The 16,492-nt window shown below is 62.2% G+C and carries 17 protein-coding genes and 1 pseudogene; 11 read left to right on the top strand and 7 right to left on the bottom strand.

All coding sequences use genetic code 11. From position 1 onward, the window contains the following. Positions 1-89 precede the first annotated feature (89 nt). The 5 genes from FAZ97_RS28190 (at position 90) to FAZ97_RS28170 (ending at position 6,205) form a co-directional block, all read left to right on the top strand. On the top strand, positions 90-3,323 hold the full coding sequence (locus FAZ97_RS28190) for an ATP-binding protein (protein WP_158761977.1): 3,234 nt from the start codon (positions 90-92) through the stop codon (positions 3,321-3,323). A gap of 134 nt (positions 3,324-3,457) precedes the next feature. Continuing rightward, positions 3,458-4,147 carry a dienelactone hydrolase family protein gene (locus tag FAZ97_RS28185; protein ID WP_158761976.1) on the top strand — a complete coding sequence of 230 codons (690 nt, stop codon included), beginning with the start codon at positions 3,458-3,460 and terminating at the stop codon, positions 4,145-4,147. A 42-nt stretch (positions 4,148-4,189) separates the two neighbouring features. Then, the gene (locus FAZ97_RS28180; protein WP_158761974.1) at positions 4,190-4,879 is read left to right on the top strand and encodes an alpha/beta fold hydrolase; all 690 of its coding nucleotides are present in this window, start codon (positions 4,190-4,192) and stop codon (positions 4,877-4,879) included. Between the two features lie 111 nt (positions 4,880-4,990). Beyond that, positions 4,991-5,686, top strand: coding sequence for a dienelactone hydrolase family protein (locus tag FAZ97_RS28175; protein WP_158761972.1), 696 nt, complete (start codon positions 4,991-4,993; stop codon positions 5,684-5,686). Between the two features lie 228 nt (positions 5,687-5,914). Next, the gene (locus tag FAZ97_RS28170) at positions 5,915-6,205 is read left to right on the top strand and encodes a hypothetical protein (protein ID WP_158761970.1); all 291 of its coding nucleotides are present in this window, start codon (positions 5,915-5,917) and stop codon (positions 6,203-6,205) included. Positions 6,206-6,303: 98 nt separating this feature from the next. On the opposite strand, the gene FAZ97_RS28165 is transcribed toward FAZ97_RS28170, so the two are convergent. After that, on the bottom strand, positions 6,304-7,089 hold the full coding sequence (locus tag FAZ97_RS28165) for an IclR family transcriptional regulator (protein WP_158761968.1): 786 nt from the start codon (positions 7,087-7,089) through the stop codon (positions 6,304-6,306). 125 nt (positions 7,090-7,214) lie between these two features. Here FAZ97_RS28165 and FAZ97_RS28160 point away from each other — a divergent pair, with 125 nt between their 5' ends. Both FAZ97_RS28160 and FAZ97_RS28155 read left to right on the top strand, forming a co-directional pair. Next, complete coding sequence (locus tag FAZ97_RS28160; protein ID WP_407671889.1) at positions 7,215-8,555, top strand: MFS transporter; 1,341 nt, start codon at positions 7,215-7,217, stop codon at positions 8,553-8,555. Positions 8,556-8,559: 4 nt separating this feature from the next. After that, a complete protein-coding gene (locus FAZ97_RS28155) occupies positions 8,560-9,006 on the top strand; it encodes a type II 3-dehydroquinate dehydratase (protein WP_158761966.1) in 447 nt (148 codons plus the stop codon). Positions 9,007-9,053: 47 nt separating this feature from the next. Here the strand turns inward: FAZ97_RS28155 and FAZ97_RS28150 are convergent, their stop codons facing one another. Continuing rightward, complete coding sequence (locus tag FAZ97_RS28150; RefSeq protein WP_158761964.1) at positions 9,054-9,437, bottom strand: VOC family protein; 384 nt, start codon at positions 9,435-9,437, stop codon at positions 9,054-9,056. A gap of 58 nt (positions 9,438-9,495) precedes the next feature. Continuing rightward, positions 9,496-9,822, bottom strand: coding sequence for a hypothetical protein (locus FAZ97_RS28145; protein WP_158761962.1), 327 nt, complete (start codon positions 9,820-9,822; stop codon positions 9,496-9,498). 401 nt (positions 9,823-10,223) lie between these two features. On the opposite strand from FAZ97_RS28145, the gene FAZ97_RS28140 reads away from it, so the two are divergent. From FAZ97_RS28140 to FAZ97_RS28130, 3 genes are read left to right on the top strand one after another with little or no spacing between them, the layout of a single operon-like run. Continuing rightward, the gene (locus FAZ97_RS28140) at positions 10,224-11,069 is read left to right on the top strand and encodes an alpha/beta fold hydrolase (RefSeq protein WP_158762456.1); all 846 of its coding nucleotides are present in this window, start codon (positions 10,224-10,226) and stop codon (positions 11,067-11,069) included. Between the two features lie 53 nt (positions 11,070-11,122). Continuing rightward, positions 11,123-11,872 carry an SDR family NAD(P)-dependent oxidoreductase gene (locus FAZ97_RS28135; RefSeq protein ID WP_158761960.1) on the top strand — a complete coding sequence of 250 codons (750 nt, stop codon included), beginning with the start codon at positions 11,123-11,125 and terminating at the stop codon, positions 11,870-11,872. Positions 11,873-11,889: 17 nt separating this feature from the next. Next, positions 11,890-13,146 (top strand): MFS transporter, encoded by a 1,257-nt coding sequence (locus FAZ97_RS28130; protein WP_158761958.1) that lies wholly within the window; start codon positions 11,890-11,892, stop codon positions 13,144-13,146. A 9-nt stretch (positions 13,147-13,155) separates the two neighbouring features. Here the strand turns inward: FAZ97_RS28130 and FAZ97_RS28125 are convergent. Then, a pseudogene (locus FAZ97_RS28125) lies at positions 13,156-13,500 on the bottom strand (SulP family inorganic anion transporter); the annotation flags it as partial. 107 nt (positions 13,501-13,607) lie between these two features. On the opposite strand from FAZ97_RS28125, the gene FAZ97_RS28120 reads away from it, so the two are divergent. Next, a complete protein-coding gene (locus FAZ97_RS28120; RefSeq protein WP_199272175.1) occupies positions 13,608-14,594 on the top strand; it encodes an alpha/beta fold hydrolase in 987 nt (328 codons plus the stop codon). A 64-nt stretch (positions 14,595-14,658) separates the two neighbouring features. Here the strand turns inward: FAZ97_RS28120 and FAZ97_RS28115 are convergent, their stop codons facing one another. The 3 genes from FAZ97_RS28115 to FAZ97_RS28105 form a co-directional block, all read right to left on the bottom strand. Beyond that, positions 14,659-14,847 (bottom strand): hypothetical protein, encoded by a 189-nt coding sequence (locus FAZ97_RS28115; RefSeq protein ID WP_158761957.1) that lies wholly within the window; start codon positions 14,845-14,847, stop codon positions 14,659-14,661. Positions 14,848-15,067: 220 nt separating this feature from the next. Then, entirely contained in the window at positions 15,068-15,487 is a 420-nt protein-coding gene (locus FAZ97_RS28110; protein WP_158761955.1) for a hypothetical protein, read from the bottom strand. Positions 15,488-15,565: 78 nt separating this feature from the next. Then, positions 15,566-16,462 (bottom strand): LysR family transcriptional regulator, encoded by an 897-nt coding sequence (locus tag FAZ97_RS28105; RefSeq protein ID WP_158761954.1) that lies wholly within the window; start codon positions 16,460-16,462, stop codon positions 15,566-15,568. Positions 16,463-16,492 lie beyond the last annotated feature (30 nt).

Genomic DNA, 16,492 nt, shown 5'->3' with positions numbered 1-16,492 from the left:
GAAGGGACGTCTGACCAAAGTGATAGCCGGCGTGACTTTCAGCCCGGTTCCCGAACTGTGCGGTAGCGCACATTCCAGGAAGTATGTGTATGCAATGGGCATTGGTTGCATTCACGCACAACGTTTGCAATGACGGCAGCCTCACGGGCGAGGGGACAAAGCATCTCGCCAGTATCCTGTTGTTTCATTTCGATGCCTCGCCAAACCCTGCATTCCGAACCTGTCGGCGTAGCGAGCCACGATTGCTAACGTTCACTGGTCAAGCCCTTATCCTTTACAGGGTGTATGTCTCCAAATATTGTAGGCAGGGCGTTCAACGCACCGGTGGGACCCTCAACATGGCTGACGAAAGAGCAGCTATCGGTCTGAGGATCTGGCGGCGCTCGACAAGCGCGGCGTGCCCTTCGTCCGGGCAAGCTTCAAGGGCGACTGCGGTGTCACCAGCAACCATTCAGGAGTTCGAAGTGCACGCCAATGCTCTCTCCTCGAATGACGGCATCGCGTTCGGCCCATTCCTGTTGCTTCCGGCTCAGCGCGAGCTACTGAAAGGCGGCGAGTCAGTCACGATCGGGAGTCGCGCGCTCGACGTGCTGATCGCGCTTGTCGAGCACCACGGCGAAACGGTAGGCAAGCGCGATTTGATCGACCGGATCTGGCCGAATACTGTCGTTGAAGAGTGCAATCTGAAAACCCACGTGGCGGCGCTGCGCAAAGCCCTGCAGGACGATGGGCGCGAGCATCGCTATGTGGTGAACGTGCCGGGTCGAGGCTATTGCTTTGTCGCCGCCATCGATCGCACCGGGCGCGCATCAACGCCTGCGCCACTCGCAAACGAACTGTTGCCGGCTTCGCGCATCCCGTCGCGCGCGAGGCGCCTCGTCGGTCGCGAGAACGCGATCGAGTCGATCTTCGCGAAGCTTCTGGACGGGCGTGTCGTGACGATCGTCGGACCCGGCGGAATCGGCAAGACGACCGTCGCGGTGGCCGTTGCGCACAAACGCCGAGCCGAGGCGAGCGGCCTCGTGAGCTTTGTCGACCTTGCCCCGCTAACTGAAGCGGCGCTAGTGCCAAGCGCGCTCGCCACGGCGCTCGGCAGCGGCGTGCGGTCGGACAATCCGGTTCCGGGCCTCGTTGAGTGGCTCGCCGGCAAGCGCATGCTGATCGTTCTCGATAGTTGCGAGCACGTGATCGATGCGGTTGCGTCGATGGCCGCCGTTTTGCTCGAAGGCGTGCCCGATCTGCAGATCCTTGCCACGAGCCGCGAGCCGATCAAGGTGACAGGCGAGGTGTTGCATCGTCTTCCACCGTTGAGCACACCGATGGTGTCGGACGCACTGACGGCCGCGAGCGCCATGGGCTACGCGTCGATCGAACTCTTCGTGGAGCGCACATGCGAGCGTGTCAGTGCGTTCCAGCTTAGCGACCCGGTGGCGCCTATCGCCGCGGATATTTGCCGGAGGCTCGACGGCAATCCGCTCGCCATCGAGCTTGCCGCGGGGCGTGTCGACGCGTTCGGCGTGCAGGGCGTGTCGTCGCTGCTGACCGACCGCTTTGCGCTGTTGACAGGCGGACGGCGCGACGCGCCGGCGCGTCAGCAGACGTTGATGGTCACGCTTGACTGGAGTTACGACCTGCTCCCGGAAGCCGAGCGGATTGTCTTCAGGCGATTGGGCATCTTCGCGGGCTACTTCGACAGGGAGGCGGCCGCCAGGGTCGCAGCGAACGATTCCATCAGCGCCGCAGACATGCTCGGCATCCTCGCCAATCTCGTCGACAAGTCGCTGGTCTTTGCCGATATCGGCAGCGGCATCACCCGCTACAGGCTGCTCGATACGACCGTTGCATACGCACGCAAGCTCCTGCTCGATCGCGGCGAAATCGAAGCGCTGGCGAGGCGCCACGCGATCTGCTACCTGCAGCTTCTGCGGCAGGCGGAGGAAGCCGAGCAAAAGCTGTTGGACGACATTCAACGCGGTGCGCGCGGCAACGTTGCGGACAATGTCCGCGCCGCGCTCGACTGGGCCTTCGCCGTGGGAGGCGATCCGAATCTCGCTATCGAGCTCTCGATCGCCTCCGTTCCGCTTTGGCTGAAGCTGTCGCTGATGAACGAGTGCCGGATCCGCATTTGCCGCGCAATCGAGGCGATGTCCGTTGCAAATATCGTCGATGAGCGGATCGAAATGCAGCTGCTGAGTGCCCTCGGCGTCGCCTTGTATTCGATCGGACCCGGTCCGCAAGCGCGGTCGGTATGGAGCAGGGTCTTGCAGATTGCCGAGCGATTCGACAACACGGACTATCGCTTGCGTGCGCTTTGGGGGCTTTGGGTTGACACGGTCACCGGCGATAGCCACGAATCCGGGCTGACCCTTGCGAAGCAGTTCGCGCAGCTTGCATCGGAGGTACACGATCCCGTCGCATGGTTCGTCGGGGACCGGCTGGTGGGGACCTCGCTCTATTTCCTGGGTGAACACGGCCGTGCGCGGACGCATTTCGAGAGGATGCTGAGCCGGCCGCCCACCGCCACCCACAAAGCGCAGATCCTGCGCTTCCAGTTCGATCAAGTGGTGGCTGGCAGGGGCTTTTTTTCGCGGATTCTCTGGGTGCAGGGGTACCCCGATCAGGCGTTTCGCGAATCCCAGGCAAGCGTCGAAGAGGCGGTGGCCCACAACCATTCTTTGTCGCTGTGCTATGCACTCGGGCAGTCTGCGTGCGCGGTCGCGCTGCTCGTGGGCGACTTCGAGACCGCGCAGCGCAACGTTCAGCTGTTGATCGAGCACGCTGCCAGGCACGAATTACGCCTTTGGCAAAGCATGGGCCGGTGCTTCAGCGGCATTCTTCATATCAAGGTTGGCCACCAGCGCGAGGGAATCGAACTCCTTTCGCAAGCGATCAATGAGCTAGGCAATGCAGGGTTCGCGCTGTATCACACTGCTGCGCTCTGCGAGTTCGGCGCCGCGCTCGGCAGCATCGGTGAACTGCACGCGGCGCAGCGTGCAGTCGATGAGGCGCTCGAGCAATCGTCGCGAAACGACGAGCGGTGGTGTCTGCCCGAGTTGCTGCGTACCAAAGGCGAGATCATGCTCGCCCAGTTCGGTGCGAGCGCGGCGTCGGCCGCCGAAGCGCTGTTTCAACGATCACTTCAACTCGCGCTGCGCCAGGGCGCGCGCGCCTGGCAGCTTCGCACGGCTGTGAGCCTCGCGAAGTTGCATCGCGAAGAACCGGCCCACGTATCCCACGCGTTACTCGCGCGCACTTTTGCGTCGTTCACAGAAGGATTCAAAACGCCTGACCTCATGGAGGCACGCGCGTTGATCGACAGGTAGTCGAGCCGGCCGCGACCCTGGCGGATCTCGCCTGCACCTTTTGCGGGCATTCACTGCAATTCACCACGATTCACTCACGCCGGTGTCCGCCAGTGGCTAACCTACGCCCTACGTCCGCGCAGAGGGAGCCGGCCATGGCGTCGAGCGTCGAAGTCATCGTGCCCGATGGGGCCTTTTACGCCTATCTGGCCGAGCCCCGTTCGGGGCCAGCGGCCGCCGTGGTTGTCGTGCAGGAAGCGTTCAGCGTCGATGCCGACCTTCGCATGACCTGCGACGAACTCGCATCGAACGGATTCATCGCCGTGGGTCCCGATCTGTGCTGGCGCCAACGGCCGCACGTCGAACTGTCCGACACGACAGACTGGCCGCAGGCGCTCGCGCTATACGAGGCGCTCGACCTCGACAAGGCCGTATCCGACCTGCACGCGACGCTCGAGTATGCGCGCGCCATGACCTGGTGCACCGGGCGCGTCGGCGTGGTTGGGTTCTGCCTCGGCGGGCTGCTTGCGTATCTGGTCGCTGCGCGCGTCGGCGTCGATGCAGGCGTCGGCTATTACGGCGCAAGAACGGATGAATTCCTCGGCGAGGCGCTTGCCGTGCGGGGGCCTTTGCTGTTGCACCTGGGCGATCAGGACAAGTCCATCGGTCCCGCTGCGCAGAAGGCGATCCGCGATCGCCTCGCGCCGCTCGGCGTCGAGATTCGGACCTATGCCGGCTGTTCGCACGCGTTCGCGCGGCATAACGGCGTGTATTTCGACGCAGAGGCCGCCGCGAAGGCGAACGTGAGAACCGTCGAATTCCTTAACCAGCATCTTTGCGAGTGAGACGCCCGCAAGCCCCGCAAGCACTCAACTTAGGAGAGCAAAATGAAGCCAGGTATCGTTTTCGCGCACGGCATCTGGGCCGATGGGTCCTGTTTTCAGAAACTGATCCCGACGCTGAAGGCGGAAGGGCACGACGTGATGGCCGCGCAATATGGCCTCGATACGCTCAAAGGCGATGTCGACGCGACCGTGCGCACGATTGCACGGGTCGAAGGCCCGGTGGTGCTGGTCGGCCACTCCTACGGCGGAACGGTCATCACCCACGCCGGCATGGATCCCAAGGTCGCCGCTCTGGTGTATATCGCCGCTCTGGGCCCGGACGAGACCGAAACATCGCAGGGTCAGCAGGACAAATTCCCGAAGACCGAAGTCTTCAACCACATCGAGGTAGCCAACGGTCGCGTTTGGCTGAAGCATTCCGGGCCGGCTGCGTTCGCGCAAGATCTGTCGCCGGAAGAGCAGGCGATCGTCTATGCGACCCACTTCGCGCCCGCACTCGACCTCTTCAACCAGAAGCACGAGGGAATCGCCTGGCGAACGAAGCCGAGTTGGTCGATCGTCGCCACGGAGGACAGAACCGTGCATCCGGACCTCGAGCGCTTCGCCGCCGAGCGCATGGGCGCCACGACCGTCGAGCTCAAGGCCAGCCACGTCCCGATGCTCTCGCAGCCGCATGCGGTGCTCGACGTGATCCGCAAGGCCTGCGCCGCGGTCGCCGCGAGTCAAGGATAGGCCGTTCCGGGAAAGCTTCTGCCCACATGGCCGCCGTCCCCGGCATCCGCACCGAAACGCGGCGTGCGGGGACATCGGCTGCGATAAACGTGGTCGTCGAAGGAGAACGCAATGGAAAGTCGTATCGTCATCGAGGGCAGGGACGGCGCCTTCGGAGCCTATATTGCGCGGCCGGCCGATCTACCCGCGCCCGCTGTGGTCGTCCTGCAGGAAGTGTTCGGGGTCAATGCCGATATCCGCAAGCACTGCGATGAACTGGCCGAATTGGGCTTCATTGCGGTGGCGCCCGATCTCTACTGGCGACAAGCGCCTGGCGTCGACCTCGACGTCAGATCGGAACCTGACTGGCAGCATGGGCTGCGTTTGTACGAGGCTTACGATCGGGACGCCGGCGTGAGGGACATTGAGGACACCGTTGCGACGACGGCCGAGCTATCCGGGTGCACAGGAAAGGTCGCCGTTCTGGGTTATTGCCTCGGCGCCCTGATGGTCTTTCTGACGGCGGTCCGCTCAGAGGTCGACGCCGCCGTGGCCTACCACGGCGCCGACACCGAAAGGTACCTTGATGAGGTGGCCGGCCTGCATGCGCCACTGCTGATGCACCTGGGGGAGGAAGACGAGTTCATCTCCAGGCTGGCACAAGAAGCAATCAAGGCCGCTCTCGCCGGCAAACCGAATGTCTCGGTGTACAGCTATCCCGGCCAGCGTCACGCGTTTTCGCGTAACAATGGCGCCCACTACGATGCCGCCGCCGCCGCCCTGGCCAATGGTCGAACCCGCGATTTCCTGAATCGAGAGCTACGGTGAATCTTGCGGCGGCTGGCTGCTCGCCTTGTCGGCGAGCAGCGCAGAATGCGCCAACGCGCTTGTTCGACCCGAGATCACTTCTGCGTCGAGAGCCGGCCTGCGCTCGCGAAGCGTTTCTTGAGTTCGCGGTTGCCAAAGCCTGATTGTCATCGTACAGAGCCGTTTCATGTGCTACCGTATGCACTCAGTGCCAGCAGGACGTTTCAGCCGACTACCAGAAGGATGCTCATGGAATTCAACAATGGCGCTGTACTTGAAGCTCTCCAACTTGCGTTGTATCGACAAATTCCGTGGCACAAGCGACCAGCGATTTTCACGTGGCTTCGCTCACAGGGTCTGATCCAGACCGTCGACCAGAAACCTCCTCCCAGTACGAAGTATCTCCCGCCGCTCCGGATTGCTATCCTGACCGATAAAGGCCAGAAAGAAATCCAGCGCATCGAGGCGTCGAAGCATGTTTCCGGATGGCTGGACGACGACTACCTCGCAACGTTTCTTGCACAGGTTGCGTTTGTTTGAACACGCATCGTTGCGATGCATTCGCGCTTGCCGGCGTTCCAATCCAAACAAGCCACGGCTGGAAGCGTGCAGCACCTGACGTGCAGCCTCGTTGCGCCTCATCCCTTGCCGAGCGGTGGTCGACTGGGGAATCCCGCCATATTGCTCAATTGAGCCAGTTCATTGGCCGCCTCGCGCAGCAGTACCGAGTACTCGTGAATCTTCCCGGCAGTCAGCCGGACCCGCGGCCCGGCCAGGCTGATGACGCCGACGCAGCGCGTGCCGCTAACCACCGGCGCCGCCACCGCAGACATGCGCGGCGCAAACACCTCGTCGATCATCGCGTAGCCACGCACGCGCGCAGCGTGCAGGAATCCCAGCAGCGCCTTGAGCGTTGTCGGCGCATGGGGTCCGTATTCATTCGGCTGTCCGAAGCCCTGCTTTAAAACCAATGCGACCGCTTGTTCGTCGGTCATGGTCATAAGCCACGCGTGGCCGGTCGACGTGCATGAAAGGCGTGCTGCGTGGCCCATGTCAGGATCGTAGCGAAAGCCAACGCGCTGTCCGTCCGCCTTACCGACCCAGATAATCGCCTCGCCGTCCACGAGCGACAGTCGCGCCAGTTCACCGGTTTGCGCGGCGACGCGTTCGATGATCGGCTGGGCGATGTCCGCGATGCCCGTCAGGCTCAGGAATTCGAGTCCGTTCGACGTCATGCGCATCGTCAGGATGTAACGGCTGTGCTCGACGAGTTGGCGGACATAGCCGCCTTCGACCAGTTCGGCGAGTACGCGGTGACACGTACTGCGCGGCAGAGACAGGGCGTCGGCAATGGCCACGAGGCCTGCGCCTTCGCCTTGCGACGCCAGAAAGTCAAGAACTCTCAGGCCATTTCTGAGCGACATCTTGCGTGTTTTTCACAATATAAAATGCAGTTCCGGTGCGGAACGGGCCGCTTACGCAGCGCAAACAATAGCATCTGTTCGTCGTCAGAAACGAACTTTCAACATAAGGATAATCAGGAGACAAAATGTCATCATTTGCCCGGTCTGACCTTGCTGCGGAAGAACAGTCCGCGCAGGCTCACCAGATGGCGCGTCGGGCAGTCGCCGGCGCAACCGTTGGTACGGCACTCGAATGGTTCGATTTCGCGTTGTATGGCGTGGTCGCGGCCACGATTTTTCCGAAGCTGTTTTTCCCTTCGCTCGACCCAACGGCCTCGCTGCTGGCTTCGCTGGCGAGCTTCTGGGCAGGGCTGGCTGCACGGCCGCTCGGCGCGGTGATTTGCGGGATCCTCGGCGACCGTTGGGGGCGCCGCAAACTGATGCTGGTCACCGTGTCGGTAATGGGCGCGTCGTCGTTCCTGATGGGCGTGCTGCCCACTTACCAGCAGGTTGGCATCCTCGCACCGACGTTACTGGTGTCGCTGCGCATCATTCAGGGCTTCGCACTCGGCGGCGAATCGACGGGGGCGCAACTGATGGCGGTGGAGCATGCGTCCATTAGCCGACGTGGCTGGTATTCAGGCCTGCTTGGCATTTGCTCGCCGCTCAGCCAGATTCTCGCCAATTTCTCGCTGTTTACGCTGGCCGCGCTGCTTTCGTCGGACGACTTCGATTCCTGGGGATGGCGAGTCCCTTTCCTGGCAAGCTTTGTCCTCGTGCTGCTGGGCATCTATATCCGCAGGAAGGTTAGCGAGACCCCGGCCTTCGAGTCGCTCAAGAAGGGGGGCACCTCACGCGCTGTCAATCCGCTTGGCGTCGTTTTCAAATATCACTGGCGCACTGCGCTTCGCCTCACGTTGTTCTTCTGTGGCCCGGCTGCACTGTTTTATTTGATCGTAGTCTTCTCGCTCAGCTACCTGACGAAACACCTCGGTGTACCCAAACAGACCGGTTTCATGCTGCTGATGGTTGCGAACGTCTGCGCCATCGTGGGCGCACTGATGGGCGGCTATCTGAGCGACCGGCTCGGACGCAAACGTGCGCTGATGATCGGTTCGTTATGCACACTAATCTGCTGCCTGATCTATTTCCCGATTCTCAACCAGAACTCGATCGCCATGACAATGGCCGTGATGGGCGCGTTCCTCGGCTTCACACAGTTTCAAAGCGGCATTCAGCCGGTCTGGTTCGCCGAGTCCTTTCCGACCGAGGCGCGCTACACGGGGTCGGCACTGGCGTATTCGGGTGCCAACCTGCTCACCGGCGGCCCGATGCCGATAGTCGCCGTGGCGCTGCTCAATGCCTTTCACGGTTCTCCGTGGACCATCGTCGCCGTATGCGGATCGCTGAACCTGCTCTCCTTCCTCATGATCGCGGTGTCCCGAGAAACCAAAGGCACCGCCCTGGAACGTTCCTCTACGCATTAAAACCATGAATCGCAAACTCTATATTCTCAACGGTTCCAATCTGAACATGCTAGGCGTAAGGGAGCCTCACATTTATGGCACGGCGACTCTTAAGGATATCGAAAAGCGTTGCCTGACACTGGCCGACGCGTTCAAATTCGATTGTGTATTCCGCCAGACCAACAGTGAAAGCGAACTGATCGACTGGATCCAGGAGGCGTTTCTGCAGGACGCCGCGCTGATCATCAATCCGGCCGGTTTTTCGTTCGGCCGCATTTCGGTGCTCGATGCAGTCAAGCTCGTCCGCAGGCCGGTAGTGGAATTGCATATCACCAACATCCACCGGCGTTCCGAAGAATATCGTCACTCGTCGATCTCGGTGGCGGCGACGGCGGTGATCTGCGGGGCAGGGGCGAACGGCTATTTGCTGGCGATTCGCGCGATCGACGATCTGTGGGGCACTCAGGCTTAAGCCTGCCGCTGAAAACAACCCGCCAGCCTGGGATCGCCTGACCGCTCTCAACTGCCGCTGCCATAAGGCCGGGTGATCACTTCGAGGGAGTGGCCGTCGGGATCTCGAAAGTAGACGCCGCGGCCGCCATCGTTGTGGTTGATCTCGCCTGACCGGCTGCCCATGGGATCGGCCGAATACTCGAGGCCGCGATCCTTGATGCGGCCGAAGACGGCATCGAAGTCCGCTTCGCTGATGAGGAATGCGTAGTGCTGCGGCTGGATCCGACCGCCGGCGTCGGCGAAGTCGAGCGAGACGCCGTTGTCCAGCTCGACGACATCGAAGTGGCCAAAGCGGGTCGGCGCTGGCCGGCCCAGCATCTCGGCCAGGAATCCGGCTGAGATGCTCCGGTTCGAGCACCAGACGATAGTGTGATTGAGCTGAGCGACCATGATGCGGGCTCCGGCGGTGCGACGTTCTCACCGACAGCCCTTCAGTTTCCATTCGGTTTCAAGCCAGATAGCTTTGCGTTTCCAGCCCATACGCTGTTGCGCCGGGTTCTGCTTGCTCGAGCGTGGTGAAATCCGCAGTCTGAAGTGCAGCGGTGTCAGCGCCCGCAATCGGACGTTTTTGCATGGCGCGACTTAAGATGAGAGTCTTGTGCTGATAAAAAAGTTCGAGCTGCCGTGCATCCGTGGCCCGAGGCGCCAGGTCGAAAGCTTCCTCTAGCGCCCGGCGCGAGATATGAAAACGTTGCAGCCCGCGAATCACGCGAACCTGGAACACGACCCCATCGCTGTTGTGCGGGATTGCTGCCCAAACTAGCGCGCTGCCCATGACATGCCCCCATTTACCGGCATAACTGATTCAAAGTTCGTTGCCCAATGATGGGCCTCAAAAAATACATTTCAAAAATACAGGCGGGGCTTTGACGTTTTCACCACACGAGGTTTGTGAGTTTTTACTGTGACGACGGCTGTTGGCAGCACGCCAGCCCGCGCGGATTGTCCCCAATATCACCTGTTTCGAAGACGCGTGGCGCGCCCGCGAGCGGCCGCCATGCCCGTCCCATATCTGCGAAGCATGGCCGCTTGCCTACAAAGTCTTTTTCCTGTTGCCGGTCGGCGCATACATTACGCACATCGGCAGGCACCGACGCACGAAAAAGCAGCACCCCCATGCATTTCAGACATACCGGCAAGCTAACCAGTCAACTCACATCTGCAAGGACGACGATCATGACCCGCCATACCCACCATACCGCCCCGACGCAGTACGTCGACGCAAACGGCATCCGCTTCGCCTATCGCCGCTTCGGCACTCCCGGGGGCGTTCCGCTCGTGATGAACATCCACTTCACCGGCACCATGGATCACTGGGATCCCGCCGTGACCGACGGCCTTGCCGCGGGTCGCGAAGTGATCCTGTTCAACAACGCCGGTATTTCGAGCAGCTCGGGCAGCGTTCCCGAGTCGATCGAGGAAATGGCTGCCAATGCTGCCGCGTTCATCCGCGCCCTCGGCCTCGAGCAGGTTGACGTACTGGGTTTCTCGATGGGCGGCCTGATTGCCCAGACGCTCGCCATTGCGCAGCCCAATCTGGTCCGGCGCCTGATCCTTGTCGGCACCGGCCCGCGCAGCGGAGAGGGCATGGCTTCGCTCACGCCCGAAGCCGCGGAAATCTTCGGCGCGGCCTATGCCGAACCGGACCATCTCTGGCTGCGCGTGCATTTCTCGCCCACCGAAACCAGCCAGGCCGCCGGGCGCGCGTTTCTCGAGCGCTTTCGCCTTCGCACGGAAAACCGCGATCCGGCCGCCAACGAAGCCGTGGCGCCGGCCCAACTCACCGCACTCGCCAAATGGGGCAAGCCGCAAGACAACCCATACGGCTATCTTTCCGCAGTCGGCCAGCCGACCCTGGTTGTCAATGGCGACAATGACGTGATCATCTACACGATCAATTCACTGATCCTGCGTCAGCACATTCCGAATGCCCAGTTGATCATTTATCCGGATGCCAATCACGGCTCGCTCTATCAATATCCCGAGCGCTTCGTGGCAGACGTTTCCCGATTCCTTTCCTGAGTCGTAGGGCGTGACACCCGAATTTACGCAACGTAATTCAAGGAGAATTCATTGTGAGTACTAATCTTAATGGCAAGACAGCCCTCGTCACGGGCGCTTCGCGCGGCATCGGCCGTGCAATCGCCCTGAGTCTGGCTGCGGAAGGCGCACGCGTGCTCGTTCATTTTGGCCGCGACGAACAGGCTGCGAACGCCGTGGTCCAGTCGATCCTTGCATCGGGCGGCTCGGCCGACAAGGTCGCGGCAGACCTGAGCACGGCGAACGGCCCGCACGAACTGGCGCGTCAGGTGCGCGCGCTGGTCGGCGAGCGTCTCGACATTCTCGTGGCGAATGCCGGCATCTCCCTGGCCTCGCCCCTCGCGGAGACGACGGTCGAGGACTTCGACCGCCTGTTCGCCGTCAACGTACGCGCACCGTACTTCCTCGTCCAGCAACTGCTGCCTGTCCTGGGCGAGGGCAGCAGTGTGGTCCTGCTGTCGTCCCTCGCTGGCCACAGTGCGGTGGGCAACCTGTCCGCCTACGCCGCGACCAAGGGCGCGATCGACACCCTGGTCAAGCATTTCGCAACATCGCTCGGCGAGCGCGGCATCCGTGTGAACGCCGTCGCGCCTGGCGTTGTCGAGACCGATATGTCGAACTTCGCCAAGACCGATGTCGGGCGCGACTATACGCTCGGCATGCAGGCCCTCAAGCGCGTGGCGCAACCCGACGACATCGCAGGCGCGGCGTTGTTCCTCGCATCCGACGCAGCGCGCTGGGTGACGGGCGACACGCTGCGTGTCGATGGCGGCTCGAAACTCTGACGCCCAAGGAGACGGCCGTGAGTCATGCAGCCTGCCCAACCGCCCCCGCGATGCATGGCGGGAGCACCCGCCGATACACGCGCGTCGCGCTCGACCGCCGGGCCAGCTTCTGGGTCTCGGCCGGCGTGGTGGCGCATACCCTCTGGACCAGTGCCGCGCCAGCCATGACTTACCGGCTCTACGCAAGCGAATGGCACCTCACCGTGACGACCACGGCCGAATTCTTCGCGATCTACCCGATCGTGGTCGTCAGCGTGCTCATCCTGTTCGGCGGCCTGTCCGACCGGATCGGCCTGCGGGCGACGATGCTGCTCGGTCTGGGTGCATCGTTCCTCGGCGCACTAACGCTTGCGCTGGCGCACGGTGTGCCCTGGCTGTTCGTGGCCCGGGCATTCATGGGTGTCGGTGTGGGTCTGAGCGCCGGACCGTCGACGGCGGCGATGGTCGAATTCAACGAAGGCGGTGCGCCCCGTCGAGCGTCCGTGGCGGCCACGGCGGCCCAGGCCACTGGCTTTGCGGCGGCGCTCATCGTAGCCGGGGCGCTGACACAATACGCACCCTCGCCCCTGCACCTCGTTTTCTGGCTGCTGGCTTTCCTGATCGCGGCCTTGTTCTCCGTCGCGTGGTTCCTGCCGCGGCCAGCGCAGAGCGGCGCGGCAGGCGGCTGGACACCGCGCCTGCCGTCCGTGCCCAGGAGCGCGCGCAAGGCCTTCACGGTCGCTGCGTTTGCCATGACGACAGCCTATACCCACGGCGTCATGATCCTGTCGCTCGGCGGACAGATCGCGCACGACCTCGTCCGGTCCCCGAACACGCTCGTCAATGGCTCGATCCTCGCCGTTTTTGCCATCACGTCTGGCGTTGTGAGCTTGCTGGCCAGGTCTTTGCCGACCCGGACTGCAATGCTCTCCGGTGCCGCGGCGTCCGGCGCGGGCATGGGGTTGCTTGCGGTGGCAACCGCCTTTCACGCAATCGCTCTGTTCCTGTGCGCGACCGCCATGACGGGTGCCGAGTACAGCCTGCTGTTCCTGAGCGCCCTGGAACTCATCAATGGTGCAATACCCGCCGCGCGACGCGGCGCGACCCTGTCGGCGCTGTACCTCCTCGGTTATCTGCCCGTTGGCGTACTCGCGCCGATTCTCGGGCGGATCGCCACGCTTCACGGACTGGGCGTCGCCGTGGATCTGGGGGCAGCCGTCATTGCCGCCTTGAGCTTCGCGACGCTCGGATTCGCGCTCGGTCTTCGTCCGTCGCGCAAGCTTGACCGACGCTGAATCCCGGGCTCAAGCGCCGGAACGTGTTGCCGGCGGGAGGACGGCGGCGGCATGCCGTATCTCCACCGCGATCGACCTTCGCGGCGCATCGGCAACGAAGCGCTCGAGCAGTTCGCGCACGTCGTGATCGATGAAGTCGGCGCGTGTGGTGTCGACAATGACCGTCGCACGGTCCGGAATATCGGCGAGCATCTGCTTGAGCGGCACCTTGCCGGGAAACGACACATCCTTGCGAAACGAGAGCAGGAAATGATCGTCATGGCACGCGAGCGCGATCGGCCGGTGCAGATTCGCCCACAGCGCGAGAGCGGCACTGCACAGCACATCGAGTACGATTCCGGTGAGCAGATCGGTCCGCGCGGCGGCCTTGCGAGCAGCCACGGGTGTGGTTGAAGCATTGCGGTGCTGCATTCACAATGATCGCCGGGCGTTTCCCCATCGTTTGAGACGAGGTCGACTCCATGATGAACGGACTGCAATCGAAGTTCGCGTACGTCAACGGTATCCGGATGCACTACGTCGAAAGAGGCACGGGCCCACTCGTGCTGCTGTGCCACGGCTGGCCAGAGTCGTGGTACGTGTGGCGCTGGCAGATAGAAGCGCTGGCCGCCGCAGGTTATCGCGCGGTTGCGCCGGACCAGCGCGGATACGGGCTCACCGATGCCCCGGAGTCCATCGAGGCTTACGATGTTCTGAACCTGGTCGGTGACCTGGTTGGCCTCGTCAAGTCTCTCGGCGAAGATCGCGCGATTTTGATCGGACATGACTGGGGGGCTGCCGTCGCGGCTTACGCTGCGCTGCTGCGTCCCGACCTGTTTCCGGTTCTCGGCTTGCTGAGCGTGCCTTACATGCCTCGGCGTCCGGTGCGTCCGTCGGTGCGCTTTGCGCAGATCACGCAGGAGTGCCACTTCTATCAGGACTATTTTCAGTTGCCGGGACGCGCCGAGCGCGAACTCGAAGAAGATATCCGCCGTTCGGTGCTCGGCATTCTGTACACGGCATCGGGAGACGCGGTCGCGAACGGGCAATCGGCCAATTTTGCAACCTTTCCCAAATCGACCCGACTCGTGGACAACCTCGCGTTACCCGAGGCGCTTCCGGCCTGGTTGACCGAGGCGGATCTGCAATATCTCGTAGGTCAATTCGAGCGGAGCGGGTTTCGCGGACCCATCAACTGGTATCGAAATATCGATCGAAACTGGGCGCTGACCAGCTTCCTTGACGGCGCCCGCATTCTGCAGCCGACGCTTTTTCTCGCGGGGGAGTTAGACGGCGTCGTGAAGATGGCAGCGAAGGACTACGACGCACTGGAAAGCAATGTTCCAAACCTTTGGAAGAAGCCTCTCATTCCGAAAGCAGGTCATTGGGTACAGCAGGAGCGGCCAGACGAGGTGAACGAAATGATCCTGAACTTCCTGGCCGCGACGGCGGCAAGTTCCCGTAAGTAGATGCAGAACAGCTTTCGCCGCAAGTGCCCGTTTTCGTCGGGCGCCAGGCGGCGAACGCGCTTCGTTAGTGTGTCGTCACGCTGACGGTCACGATCTGGTATCCGGGGTCGGCGTTTTCGTGCGCCGCCTTTTCCGCATCCTCAAACGAGAAAAAGGACTTGGCCCCTTCAATCTCCGGTGCCATGCCAATGTCGCCGTCCTCTGCGCAGCAGAGGTACTGTTCACCAGTCTTCACCACATAAACGGTCATCATGTCTCCCTCCATGATTTTCGGGGGAATTTACAGTCTAGCAGGGCTGATGCCGTTCGGTGAGGCGGTTTTTTTGCACCTGAGTTTTATGGTTAAATGAACGCCTTGTGATAAGAATAGTTATCACAATAGCAAGATTGATTTTTCCGTCATTCGGATGATCTGCGCCTTGCGGTCGAAAAAAAAGCCCCTAATCCTTAGGGGCTCGCTTTTATCGGGTCGTTCAGTTAGCGGGTTGGTTGGCGAGTTCGGGATGCTTTGCGATCACCTGGCTAAAGAGCGGCTTTGCCGCCGTCAGGCAGTCCGGCGTGAGAAGTTCGCGCTTGTCGACCCCGTACGTCGTGGCGAGATCCTGCATGCTCTTCACGAGCGTGTTCGTAGCCTCCGCGGAAGTGCAGTAGTCTGCGGCGTCAGTGCGTTTGCTCAGCATCTCGGGCAGCGTTTTGGTGTAGTCCGGTCGCGCAAGGTCTTTCGACCCAGCCGGGTTGAGGGCCTGCACCTTGTCGGCCGCTTCCTTCATGCAAACGGCCGTTGCGTGAATCATCACGCTGCACACTTGAGGAATGGATTGTGCCTCGGTGGCCGAAGCAGTGGAGAGCGCGCCTGCGAGGAGCAGCGCAGCAGCAATGTGATGTTTTTTCATCGTAGCGTTTTCGCAGGTTTTCTGCGGCTTCTCCATTGGCGGAAACCCCTGATCCAGGGTTTCCTCTCGTGCGGCGGTTCAGTCCGGCGATTGGCCGCCAAGATCGACCGTGTTGACGAAATCCTCAGTCACGCGCGGCAGCGTGCGGCCGCGCTTCTTGACGAGCGCAATCGGGCGCACGAACGCCGGATCGTCGATGGGCCGCGTGACGAGACCACGCTCGGCATGCACTTCACGCGCCGATTCCGGAAGCACCGAAATCCCGAGGCCGCCGCGCACCATCGCAACGGCGGTCATCATGTACATCGGCTCGCATGCGATATCGGGCGTGCAACGCGAGTTCGACAGCGCGGCGTCCACCACCGCGCGCACACTGGTTCCCGGCGCGGTCAGCACGAGCGGCATCGAGGCGAAGTCGTCGACCGTCACCGTACGCTTGCGGGCGAGCGGGTGGGTTTTCGGACACACGATCACGAGCCGGTCCTCGCCCGTCTGCAGGATGTCCAATGTCGCGTCGACGCTGTGGCCGCCCGTCAGGCCGATATCGACCTCTTCATTGCGCACCAGCGCGTTGACGGCGCTTGCGACGACATCGCGAACCTGAAACCGCGCCTGCGGCACGCGCGCGCGAAACGCCTGAATGAGCTCGGGCAGCGCACTGGCCGCGAAAGTCGGCAGACAAGCGAGGCGCACCGTGCCGCTCGAACCGTCGCCGAGCGCGCGCGCGTCCCGCAGGGCCTGCTCCATATCATTGAGCGATCGCGTCAGGATAGGCAGCAGTTCGCGGCCCGTTTGGGTTAGCGCGACGCTGCGGCTGTTGCGATCGAACAATCGCGCACCCACGGTTTCTTCGAGACGGCGAATCTGCACGGTCAGGGCCGGCTGCGACAAATGCAGCCGGGCCGCCGCGCGCGTGAAGTTGCCCGCGTGCGCCACGGTCACGAAAGCTCGAATATCGCGGAGATTGAGATCCATAACGAACTGTGACTGCTGCGATCAATTCAT

This window comes from Paraburkholderia acidiphila (assembly GCF_009789655.1).
GTDB classification, from domain to species: Bacteria; Pseudomonadota; Gammaproteobacteria; order Burkholderiales; family Burkholderiaceae; genus Paraburkholderia; species Paraburkholderia acidiphila.
The sequence above is the reverse complement of the archived record's forward strand: the minus strand, read 5'-3'. Positions and strand labels throughout refer to the sequence as shown.

Excerpts from the sequence above, each read along its gene's own strand:
- FAZ97_RS28190 (WP_158761977.1), top strand. The coding sequence starts at position 90 with ATGCAATGGGCATTGGTTGCATTCACGCACAACGTTTGCAATGACGGC.
- FAZ97_RS28185 (WP_158761976.1), top strand. The coding sequence starts at position 3,458 with ATGGCGTCGAGCGTCGAAGTCATCGTGCCCGATGGGGCCTTTTACGCC.
- FAZ97_RS28180 (WP_158761974.1), top strand. The coding sequence starts at position 4,190 with ATGAAGCCAGGTATCGTTTTCGCGCACGGCATCTGGGCCGATGGGTCC.
- FAZ97_RS28175 (WP_158761972.1), top strand. The coding sequence starts at position 4,991 with ATGGAAAGTCGTATCGTCATCGAGGGCAGGGACGGCGCCTTCGGAGCC.
- FAZ97_RS28170 (WP_158761970.1), top strand. The coding sequence starts at position 5,915 with ATGGAATTCAACAATGGCGCTGTACTTGAAGCTCTCCAACTTGCGTTG.
- FAZ97_RS28165 (WP_158761968.1), bottom strand. The coding sequence starts at position 7,089 with ATGTCGCTCAGAAATGGCCTGAGAGTTCTTGACTTTCTGGCGTCGCAA.
- FAZ97_RS28160 (WP_407671889.1), top strand. The coding sequence starts at position 7,215 with ATGTCATCATTTGCCCGGTCTGACCTTGCTGCGGAAGAACAGTCCGCG.
- FAZ97_RS28155 (WP_158761966.1), top strand. The coding sequence starts at position 8,560 with ATGAATCGCAAACTCTATATTCTCAACGGTTCCAATCTGAACATGCTA.
- FAZ97_RS28150 (WP_158761964.1), bottom strand. The coding sequence starts at position 9,437 with ATGGTCGCTCAGCTCAATCACACTATCGTCTGGTGCTCGAACCGGAGC.
- FAZ97_RS28145 (WP_158761962.1), bottom strand. The coding sequence starts at position 9,822 with ATGGGCAGCGCGCTAGTTTGGGCAGCAATCCCGCACAACAGCGATGGG.
- FAZ97_RS28140 (WP_158762456.1), top strand. The coding sequence starts at position 10,224 with ATGACCCGCCATACCCACCATACCGCCCCGACGCAGTACGTCGACGCA.
- FAZ97_RS28120 (WP_199272175.1), top strand. The coding sequence starts at position 13,608 with ATGATGAACGGACTGCAATCGAAGTTCGCGTACGTCAACGGTATCCGG.
- FAZ97_RS28115 (WP_158761957.1), bottom strand. The coding sequence starts at position 14,847 with ATGATGACCGTTTATGTGGTGAAGACTGGTGAACAGTACCTCTGCTGC.
- FAZ97_RS28110 (WP_158761955.1), bottom strand. The coding sequence starts at position 15,487 with ATGAAAAAACATCACATTGCTGCTGCGCTGCTCCTCGCAGGCGCGCTC.
- FAZ97_RS28105 (WP_158761954.1), bottom strand. The coding sequence starts at position 16,462 with ATGGATCTCAATCTCCGCGATATTCGAGCTTTCGTGACCGTGGCGCAC.